Raw genomic sequence first — 10586 nt, 5'->3', positions numbered from 1 at the left:
ATCCAGCTCGTCGCGGCGAGCCTGTCCGAAGGTTGCGAGGGCCGCCGCCGCATCCCAACTCCAGTGCAGCGAGCCGCTGCGGTAAGCCGCCAGATCGGGGGCGTACAATCCCTTCTCCAGGCACTCGCCCAGCAATGGAGCCAATGATGCCAAGCGCGCGGCATCGTCCTCCCATTTCCACTCGATATGCGCCAAGAGCGGCCCCGAAGCGAAGAAGGAGATGACCTCTTCGGCGGGAAGCAAGACGGCCTCGAGCTCCCCGACTTTGACGACCTCCAGCTCGGTGCCGTAGAAGGACGGCTCGTGCCAGGCGAACAGGCGATGCTTTAGTTCAAGTCCGGTCCACTCCCGAAGCGAATCCGGGTCCGCGAAGAACAGCGCGTCGCCGTGCGACGTCAGCATCATCCGAACCGCGAGGGTATCCAGGTTTAAAGTAGCCGATGTCATGGAATCAGCCCTCCTTTCCGCAGCTCTTCCTGGAGGGCCCGCAGCCTGCTATGCCGGCCCGCGAATGTCTCGATGTACATCTCCCACCGCTGCTCGCGCTTTAGCTTCTTGTACAGCTTGGCCAGCCGTTTGAGCAGCTTGACCGCCCGCTTGTAGCCGTCGCGGTTTTTCTGCAGCACGTATCTCTCCACGCCTTGGTGGTAAAAAGGCAGCAGCGCTTCCGGCGCCTCCTTCTCGATGGGCTGCAGATCCTTCGCTCGAAAGCCGAACGGATCGCTGCCGTGACTAAGCTGATAATCGATCCACTGCCGCCAACGGCCATAGCGCATCAATTTCGCCACGTACAGGCTGCTGCAGTAGGGAGGCAGGCTCGCGAGCGCGCTCCACATTCGTTCCTCGGCCTCCGGCAATGCCCGGGCGACGGCATCCCAGTAGCGTCCATATTCGCCAAGGCTGCGGGGGCTGCGCCCGACTTGCTCGTTCGCGCAATGGCTCAGCCAGGCTTCAAGCCGGGTCCAATTGCCGCTCTCCTCCAGCAGGCGCAGAAAACGGAACACCTGCTCAAGCTCTAGCCCATGCCGCTCCGCCGCTCCGAGCAGCCGCCAAGCCTGTTGATCCTCTTCCAGCCAGAAGTGCATCCAGGCGCGGGCGACGAGCGGGAAGAGCCCATTACCTTTGCTCGATCCACTGCCAAACGTTGCGCCGACGTCTGCCGCCGACCTTGCATGGTTTCTCAATTCCCCGTTCTGCGCAGCGTTTACCGTCTCCACGGCTTCGGTCAGATGCACCAGCTCCTCCTGGAGAAGACGATGGCCTTCCGCCTTTGATGAAATGAGGGAAATCCACAGCTCGGCGTAAATATCCAGATAAAAGGGCGGAGTCCATGCACGCCCGAGCGCCGTTTCGCGCATGTACGCGGTCGTCTCCAGCAGTCGCCCCTGTTGCTTGACCGCAACCTCCGGCAGCAAGCCGCTATGGAGGTGACTCTCGAGCGCATGAACCGTCTCGGATACAGCCATTTGGGTGGAGTAGCTTAATTGGCGGCCGTTCGCTTGCTTGCCGAGCAAGAATAGCAAGGCGTTTAGCTCGAATAGCCAGGCCTCCTCGGGCGTCATTTCCGACATGAAGGGGCGCACCTTGGAGCGCACCTCGATTCCATAGTTCCTTTCGTACGGGCTGCTCGCCGCTTCCCGGGCGCAGCTAGCGATCAGCTCCTGCCACTGGGCAACGCTTAGCTCGGTCATTCGATTGGTCTCCATTTTCGTCATGATGGCGGATATTCCTTTCTAGAGCTTGGCCGCTCGTAAATCCATTCCTCCATTATAACGATAAATGGTTAAGATGGCATACAGCCCAACGGATAAGCGTTCCTTATAATGGAGATAAGCGGATTGGGAATTTAATGGAGGAGGGATACGGATGATCGTCCTGAAAGATATAGGGAAATTCGAGCAACTGCCGGAAATAGCGATGCACATTTACAAAGGAGAGATACCGGCTCTACAGGCTGCCATTGCGGCTGGCTGGAATATCGAAGAGGGTATCGCCCTTAGCAAACACACGACGCTGAGCCCGCTCGATCTGGCGCTTGTATCGCAGAAATTTGAGGTCGTAAAGCTGCTGGTGGAACATGGCGTCAACTTGAATGTCCATCATAACCCGGCTTTCCTGCGAGCCGTTCGTTACGGCAAGGAGGACGTCGTTCGTTACCTTGCGGCGCACGGTGCCAGGATGGACAAGCCCAATCACACGGGGTCGGGCGCTTATTCGCAGGCTTACTATGGCAACAAAAGCCATATTCCGCTTATTCATGAGCTGGGATTGGATATTCGGGCGCATGGCGGTCCCGTCTTGCGTCAAGCCGTGTCGGACCATGATTATAAGACGCTAACGTACCTGCTCGACCAGGGCGTGGACATCAATTACAACAAAGCGGATATGGTCTATCCTTATCAAGCGACTCCGCTAACCGTGGCCGCGGGCATGGGAGCGATGGACATGGTCAAATTTCTGGTGGAACGCGGCGCGGACGTCACGATAGCGGAGAAAGACGGCGAGAGGCCGTATACGATCGCGGTCAGCAATAAGCAGGCAGCCATGGCCGACTATTTGAAATCGCTGGAGCCTGCTGATTTTCATAATGCCGCTAACAAGAAGCTGGCGCTTAAAACGTATAAACTAACAGGCGAGCTGGTCGACTTTCTTACAGGGGACAAGCTACGCCTGGAGCTGGCGTCAAACGACTATGACATTCGGTATATCGACTTTTTTGCATGGATCGATACGATCGAGATGAAGGTCGGCAGGCAAAAGCTGCTGCGACTATCGGCCGACATCGACAATTACTCCGACCTGCAGCTGGTATGGAACCCGAAGAACAAGGTTCTGGGCTGTTATGACGTGGAGCACAAGACTTACGCGGATCTGTGCAGCTTCTCCGACTTCCTCGCCAAGCCCGAGGATTACCTCATCAGGTTTATGGAGGGATCTATATAGACTCCGGCTGATCGGACTTAACAAACCTTCTACCCTATTCGTAGGCCTCCAAGCCGGTGAGCACATTAACGGAGGGGGAAATCAATAAAAAGAAAAGAACCTGATCGTTTGATCAGGTTCTTTTCTTTTTATTGTACATAAACAGGACACGATGATATAATCAAATTACGACTCTGTTAGAAATGTGCAAAATAATCGCATCTTACAATTTAAATGTACCATACCGGCAAACTCTTGTCAAATGTTTTTTCTAAATTTAATGGTTAGGAGAGATGTTGAATGAGTTCTTTGGTTCTCGGTTTTCAGGAAATGGAGAAAACGCAGCTTTCGCTCGTTGGAGGAAAAGGGTTAAATTTAAGGGAATTATCTAAGATTCAAGGAATACAAGTACCTGAAGGGTTTTGTGTTACGACAGAAGCTTATCAAAAAGCCATCAAACAAAATGAAACATTCCAAGCCTTGTTGGATCAACTTAAACGGCTAAATGCAGGAGATCGGGCACTAATTGCTGAAATCAGCAGGAAGATTAGGCAAATCATTATGGAAGCAGAAATTCCTTCCGATGTTGTGAAAGCTGTTTCTCACTATCTCACCCAGTATGGCGATAAACATGCTTATGCCGTGCGTTCTAGCGCGACGGCCGAAGATTTACCGCATGCCTCGTTTGCTGGTCAACACGACACGTATTTAAATATTGTCGGAGTAGAAGCCATATTGGAACATTTACGCAAATGTTGGGCTTCCCTATTTACGGATCGTGCGGTAATTTACCGGATGCAAAACGGATTTGACCACAGTCAAGTTTATTTATCCGTTATCGTACAAAGGATGGTTCTGCCACAGGCTTCAGGGATTTTATTTACAGCTGATCCGATTACTTCCAACCGTAAGTTGCTATCGATCGATGCCGGTTTTGGACTTGGAGAAGCACTGGTTTCCGGCTTGGTATCTGCCGATTGTTATAAAGTAAAGGAAGAAGAAATCGTCGATAAGATGATAGCAACCAAGAAATTGGCTATCTATGGACTAAAAGACGGAGGAACAGAAACCCGGCAGATCAATCCCGATCAGCAAAAGATACAAACACTTACTGATCGGCAGATTTTGCAACTGGCACGTACAGGAAGACAGATCGAAGCATACTTTGGTTGCCCGCAAGATATCGAATGGTGTTTGGTTGATGATACATTTTATATTGTCCAGAGTCGTCCAATCACTACTTTATACCCGGTCCCTGAAGCGAATGATCAAGAAAATCACGTCTATGTATCTGTCGGTCATCAACAAATGATGACCGAGCCCATGAAACCATTGGGGCTGTCTTTTTTCCTCTTGACGACTCCTGCCCCTATGCGTAAAGCTGGAGGAAGATTGTTTGTTGATGTAACAAATCAATTGTCTTCATCTGAAAGCGAAATTTATTTAAACACCTTGGGGAAATCCGATCCACTCATAAAAGATGCACTGATGACCATTGTAGAGCGTGGAGACTTTATAAAGGTGTTATCAAATGATAAAAAAGAAATAAGTTCCAAGAAAAGCAACAACGGTATGGCGTCTTCAGGTTATCAAGCACAAATCGAACACGATCCGACAATCGTTTCTGATTTGATTAAGAGTAGTCAATCATCAATAGAAGAGTTAAAACATAACATCCAAACGAAATCAGGATCAGATTTATTTGATTTTATTCTAGAAGATATCCAGCAATTAACGAAGATTTTATTTGACCCCAAAGGTTTGGGCGTGATTATAGCCGCTATGGATGCTTCAACATGGATCAATGAAAAAATGAACAAGTGGTTAGGTGAAAAAAACGTAGCAGACACGCTGTCTCAATCTGTACCCAACAACATTACTTCGGAAATGGGTCTGGAGTTGTTGGATGTTGCAGATGTGATTCGTCCTTTTCCAGAAGTAATTCTTTATTTACAGCATGTAAAAGAGGATAGCTTTTTGGATGAATTGGTTAAGTTCGAGGGTGGACGGGAAACCCAAGAGACCATAATGGCTTATCTCAACAAATATGGCATGAGATGTGCTGGTGAAATCGATATCACTAAAACTCGTTGGTGTGAAAAACCCACTACTCTTATTCCCTTGATTCTCAATCACATCAAAGAATCTGAGTCCGGTTCAGGCAAACGGAAATTTGAACAAGGGCGACAGGAAGCTCTGGAAAAAGAAAAAGAGATATTAGATCGATTGGAACAACTCCAAGATGGTGAACAAAAAGCCAAAGAAACAAAACAAATGATCGACCTAATTCGGAATTTCATTGGTTATCGTGAATATCCAAAATACGGCATGATTAATCGCTACTTCGTTTATAAGCAGGCATTATTGAAAGCAGCCGAACAACTCGTACAAGCGGGAGTTCTTCATGATAAAGAAGATATATACTATCTCGCTTTTGAAGAACTTCGCGAAGTTGTACGCACAAATAAACTGGATTACCAGATCATCAGCAAACGTAAAGACGAGTATAAATTATATGAAAAACTAACTCCCCCGCGTGTTATCACCTCTGACGGTGAAATCATTATGGGTAAGTACAACCGAGAAAATCTCCCAGCCGAAGCGATTGTAGGCTTGCCCGTTTCATCCGGAGTGATAGAGGGACGAGCGCGTGTTATCTTAAATATGGAAGAAGCGGATCTGGAAGATGGAGATATATTAGTTACCTCCTTTACAGACCCTGGCTGGACACCATTATTTGTATCCATAAAAGGACTTGTCACCGAAGTTGGCGGACTAATGACCCATGGAGCAGTGATCGCACGTGAATATGGCTTACCAGCTGTTGTCGGAGTGGATCATGCCACCAAATTGATAAAGGATGGACAACGAATTCGCGTGCATGGAACAGAAGGATATATCGAAATATTGTAGTGCGACGGCGAAAAATATGAGTGGCAAAGAGCCGGCCGTATCGTTTCTATGGAAGGAGTTTTTCAGTGATCAGAGTAAATATATAACGTATAACCTCTAGTCCCAGAGCCCGAGGTCCTCCATATGAATGCACTCTATATTGTTATACAAAAATCATATTCATATGGAGGAATAAGAAGATGAGTAAACCTGAAATGAACGTAGCATTGGTATGCGGACCTGATTGCGATATGGAAGTCCAAGCAATCCGAAGCACCCTGGAATATTTCGGAGCAAGAGTATTTACTTATTGGATTGGCAGACCGAATGATCTGATTGATATCTTATCCGGTAAGGACCTATATCCGAATACGGATGTGATCGTTCTTTGCTTCCATGGCGATGAAGGCCGATTAATCATGCCGGAACTGGACGAAAGTGTCTATGAAACCGGAGAACCCAAGGGTGACTTTGGACCGGAGGAGATCAGACGTTTTGCCAATCTGGCGGAGAAAACAGTAATCGGCAACGGATGCTCATTGGGCGAACGAGAGACTGCACAAGCATTTCTCGACAGTGGTTGCGAAGTCTATATCGGACCAGATGATTATCCAGACGGAAATGACGCGCTCATGTTTGTTCTGAGGTTTTTCTACGACCTCATTCAGAACAAACGAAGCGTCAAGGAAGCTTTCCAAAACGCCAAGTCTCTGGACACGGGTATGGATATGTTTCAGTTATATGAAAAAGAGCAGCAGTCTATCGGTTGAAGCAAGAATACAAGTCATTTCATGAATTCAGGGCATTCCATATCGGGGTGCCCTGATTTTTTGCCTGCAATAAAACGTACTGAAATCTGCCACAAGTGTTTGGCCTTGGAGCCCGCTCATTTTCATGATGCCGTAAACAAGAAGCTGGCGCTTAAAACGTACAAACTACCCGGCGAGCTGGTCGACTTTCTTACAGGGGACAAGCTACGCCTGGAGTTGGCGCCAAATGACTATGACATTCGGTAGGGTCGGCAGTCGAGATAGACAAAATCATTGCATATAGTATATATATGCGATATATTGCATATAGGAAAATAATTAAGTAAGGATGATAACCCATGCCAATACCTAAAAATTTTGTCTCGCCTGTGCGAATGTCCGCAAAAGAAAGAGCCTTCTCCCAGATTCAACGGTGGATTATTGACGGTACCCTTCAACCAGGCGAAAAGCTTATTGACGCTGAACTGGCGGATTCGCTTGGCGTGAGCCGCACACCCATACGAGAAGCCTTTCAACTCCTCGAAGTACAAGGTCTGGTTTCCATGCATCCTGGCAAAGAAACTAAAGTAACAGAAATTGAAAAAGACGATATTCTCAAGATGTATTCCACGATGGCCGCTCTTCAAGCCTTAGCAGCAGAAAATACCGCGAAAATTATTGTTCCAGAGCAAATTGAGCAGCTGAGATCGATTAATCTGGAATTTGAAAGTGCTATTAAGAGTGGTCAAGCCTACCAAGCAATGGAGACTGACGAACAGTTCCATAACCTTGTGGTGGAGCTTTCAGATAATCCTTATGTGGCTTCATTCAGCGCATCGCTGCAAATTCACATTCGGCGCTTTAAATACGTGTTCTTAAAGCAGTCTGTTACCGCTACGCAAGCTTCCGTTCATGAACATTCTTCGATCATTGAAGCTTTCGAGAAGAATGATAGTGAACGCGCTCAGGCAATGATGAAGCAAAATTTCATCCGTCCGATGCAGGAGCTGCACGAAATTCTTTAAAACAGGGAGGGGCAAGGACCAATGGTAAATGGAAAGGATCTTCGTATTCGAAGCAAGGTAATCAGCGAAGGCGCAAACCGGGTGCCGAACAGGGCGATGCTTCGTGCTGTTGGTTTTACGGATGAAGATTTCAAAAAGCCGATGATTGGCATAGCTAGTACGTGGAGCGAGGTAACGCCATGCAATATGCACATTAATGAACTAGCTATTCAAGCAAAGCAAGGGGCGCGTAACCATGGCGGGGCTCCGCTAATTTTTAATACAATCACTGTATCGGACGGCATATCTATGGGTCATGGAGGCATGCTTTTTTCGTTGCCAAGCAGGGAAGCCATTGCGGATTCTATTGAAATCGTATCTGGGGCCGAGCGCTTTGACGGTATCGTGGCGATTGGCGGATGCGACAAAAATACGCCTGCATGTTTGATGGCTATCGGAAGGATGAATATTCCGTCCGTTTACGTGTATGGAGGTACGATTCAACCAGGCAATCTCGACGGCAAAAACGTTGATATCGTTTCGGCTTTCGAAGCAGTAGGGCAATATCATGAAGGGAAAATAACAGATGAACAGCTCCATAAAGTTGAATGCAGTGTTTGCCCAGGACCAGGTTCCTGCGGGGGAATGTACACCGCCAATACAATGGCTGCCGCTGCGGAAGCCTTGGGCATGACCATTCCCGGTTCTTCCTCTACGCCAGCCGTTTCGCCTGATAAGGCTGCTGAATGCGCAGCTGCAGGTAGACAGGTAATCTCGCTGCTGGAGCAGGAGATCTACCCGAAAGACATTATGACGAAAAAAGCGTTTGAGAATGCAATTACGGTCGTTATGGCGTTGGGAGGGTCAACAAATGCGTTTTTGCATTTGCTGGCTATTGCACATTCAGTAGGCGTCGATTTGACATTGGACGATTTTGAGCGGATCCGCCTGCGTGTTCCGCATTTGGCAGATCTTAAGCCAAGCGGCCAACACGTCATGCAGGATCTTAATGAAGTTGGCGGCATTCAGGGCGTAATGAAGTTATTACTCGCTGAGGGACTTCTTCATGGCGATTGTCTGACAGTCACGGGGGAAACCTTGGCAGAGAATTTAGCTAAAGCATCTCCGCTTCGAAAAGGCCAAGAGATTATTCGTCCACTGGACAAGCCGCTGAAGCCGAATGGACCGTTGGTAGTGCTTAGAGGCAACCTTGCTCCCGAAGGTGCCGTTGCCAAAATGTCGGGTATGAGCAAGCAGCGGTTTGTCGGACCGGCAAAGGTGTATGACAGCGAGGAGGATGCAACGGAAGCTATTATGGGAAATGAAATCCATAAAGGGGACGTACTGGTCATTCGCTATTGCGGCCCGAAAGGAGGGCCCGGCATGCCGGAGATGTTATCCGTTACCGCATTGATTGTAGGTAAGGGCCTTGGCGGGGAGGTTGCCCTTGTTACGGATGGCAGGTTCTCGGGTGGCTCGCATGGATTCGTAGTCGGTCATGTATCACCGGAAGCACAGATAGGCGGACCGATCTCGCTGCTGAGAAATGGGGACATCGTTACCATTGACAGCGAATCGCAGCAGATTCAGTTTCAAGTGACAGAAGAAGAGTTGGCTGCTCGTGAGCAAGCATGGGTGCAGCCTCCGCTAAAAGTAACTAAGGGCGTGTTAGCCAAGTATGCAAGACTAGTTTCCTCTGCATCTAAAGGCGCAGTAACTGATAGTTCAGAATAAAGTAGAATTGCCTTGTCCCGCGCAATGATATGTTAATGGATAACGGTTGCTGAATCCTTTATTATGCGACAGAGAAAAACAAAACCATCCCGGGAATCTAACATCCCGGGATGGTTTATCGGAATCCTTGGAAGACCGTCTTACACCGGTAGACCCTTTAGGCTGAACCGAATCTTCACAAGTGATGGACGTTTCTGTGCTCTATTCCTCAATACTCCTCAATACTCCCCTTTGATTACAAAAAACGATCCGCGAATCGTGCCGGCCAGCTTCGACTTCTGCCTGGCGAACTTAAACTTTCCTTCTAACTCCTGAGGCACGTCCATTCCCTCGGAAAGCTTAAATCCAACCGCCCGTTTCTTGGGATCATCGATCGTATACAAGACGTTGACGCCCAGGCCGTCCTCGTAGAAGACGAAGGACCACCGAATGTTCTCCACTTGGAAGCTCGATGTTTCCAGCGGCTTGGCCGCGAATTCGATGCCGCGTTCTTCCTTAAGAATCCGGTTCACGTATGCCAGCGTCTCCGGGCTTTCGGCAGCCGGCGTGACGGTGAATTCATGTTTGTATTTGTTCATGAAGTAGCGGGCTTCGTTCGCGCGCAGACCGGCAAGCGCTTCTTGCACGGGCGAAGATTCCAGGCCAACCGTAGACACTTCTTTGAAATCCACAACGTAGGACATGTCCATTCCTCCAGTATTCGGGTTTATTTTCTGACGACGGGAATCCACACTTCGCCGTACACCAAGCCGTCCCGCTGTCCCATCTCGACGGTTGCGTTCGGCCCTCCCACATAGGCGAAGTCCTTGGCTTCCGGCAGCACTTGACCGAAGGCGATTCCGGTAAGCTGGTTGCTCAGCACGTCGGCCGTCTCGGCTTCTCCCTGGACAACGAGATATTCGCCTTTAGGGAATTGAATGACCCGAGTGGCATCCGGCAATGTAGTATCCGTCATTACGCCGGCGTAATACATCATTTTTTGGTTGACGGCTTCGTTGACGGCGAAGATGAAGTCGTTGGCTGCCACTGCTTTTAGCGCGTCAAGCCGTCCGTCTTGTTTGACCGCTTGCCAGAAGTCCAGCTTTTCCTTGTTGATGCCGACATAGTCGGTATAATCGCTCTTCAGATCCGTTCCCATACCCAATACGGTAAAGCCTTCTTTTTCCTCAAGCGTGTAGTTTGCCATGTTTTCATCCATCCTTTTTTATGAAATGGTTTTGCTTTTCCCCTGCTGAGTTTATAATAACTTTTAATCATGTCAAAAAGTGACACTGTTTAGGGGGCA

Annotated in this window: 8 protein-coding genes and 1 pseudogene; 5 read left to right on the top strand and 4 right to left on the bottom strand. The window is 48.7% G+C overall.

What is annotated here, in order from left to right; genetic code table 11:
• Both PAT3040_RS09260 and PAT3040_RS09255 read right to left on the bottom strand, forming a co-directional pair.
• Window positions 1–447, bottom strand: a pseudogene (locus PAT3040_RS09260) (ATP-dependent helicase); the annotation flags it as partial.
• On the bottom strand, window positions 444–1715 hold the full coding sequence (locus PAT3040_RS09255; protein ID WP_087568403.1) for a cytochrome P450 family protein: 1272 nt from the start codon (window positions 1713–1715) through the stop codon (window positions 444–446). The pseudogene PAT3040_RS09260 and the gene PAT3040_RS09255, both read right to left, overlap by 4 nt.
• A 151-nt stretch (window positions 1716–1866) precedes the next feature.
• Between PAT3040_RS09255 and PAT3040_RS09250 the strand changes: the two genes are divergently transcribed.
• The 5 genes from PAT3040_RS09250 to ilvD all read left to right on the top strand — a co-directional run bounded on the left by PAT3040_RS09250 (window position 1867) and on the right by ilvD (window position 9301).
• Complete coding sequence (locus PAT3040_RS09250) at window positions 1867–2943, top strand: ankyrin repeat domain-containing protein (protein WP_108992389.1); 1077 nt, start codon at window positions 1867–1869, stop codon at window positions 2941–2943.
• 279 nt (window positions 2944–3222) lie between these two features.
• Entirely contained in the window at window positions 3223–5835 is a 2613-nt protein-coding gene (ppsA, locus tag PAT3040_RS09245; protein WP_108992388.1) for a phosphoenolpyruvate synthase, read from the top strand.
• Between the two features lie 179 nt (window positions 5836–6014).
• Complete coding sequence (locus PAT3040_RS09240; protein WP_108992387.1) at window positions 6015–6584, top strand: delta-aminolevulinic acid dehydratase; 570 nt, start codon at window positions 6015–6017, stop codon at window positions 6582–6584.
• Between the two features lie 338 nt (window positions 6585–6922).
• Window positions 6923–7588, top strand: coding sequence for a GntR family transcriptional regulator (locus PAT3040_RS09230; protein WP_108992386.1), 666 nt, complete (start codon window positions 6923–6925; stop codon window positions 7586–7588).
• A 21-nt stretch (window positions 7589–7609) separates the two neighbouring features.
• Window positions 7610–9301 (top strand): dihydroxy-acid dehydratase, encoded by a 1692-nt coding sequence (gene ilvD, locus PAT3040_RS09225; protein WP_108992385.1) that lies wholly within the window; start codon window positions 7610–7612, stop codon window positions 9299–9301.
• Window positions 9302–9519: 218 nt separating this feature from the next.
• Here ilvD and PAT3040_RS09220 read toward each other — a convergent pair whose 3' ends face one another.
• Together PAT3040_RS09220 and PAT3040_RS09215 are read right to left on the bottom strand one after the other, a co-directional pair.
• Entirely contained in the window at window positions 9520–9984 is a 465-nt protein-coding gene (locus tag PAT3040_RS09220) for a DUF8821 family protein (protein ID WP_087568392.1), read from the bottom strand.
• Between the two features lie 23 nt (window positions 9985–10007).
• Complete coding sequence (locus PAT3040_RS09215) at window positions 10008–10487, bottom strand: GyrI-like domain-containing protein (RefSeq protein WP_108992384.1); 480 nt, start codon at window positions 10485–10487, stop codon at window positions 10008–10010.
• Between the last annotated feature and the right edge of the window lie 99 nt (window positions 10488–10586).

The sequence above is a fragment of the Paenibacillus agaridevorans genome, assembly GCF_003112455.1.
In the GTDB taxonomy this organism is placed as follows: Bacteria; Bacillota; Bacilli; order Paenibacillales; family Paenibacillaceae; genus Pristimantibacillus; species Pristimantibacillus agaridevorans.
Note: the sequence above shows the minus strand (reverse complement) of the source record. Positions and strands in the feature narration are given on the sequence as shown.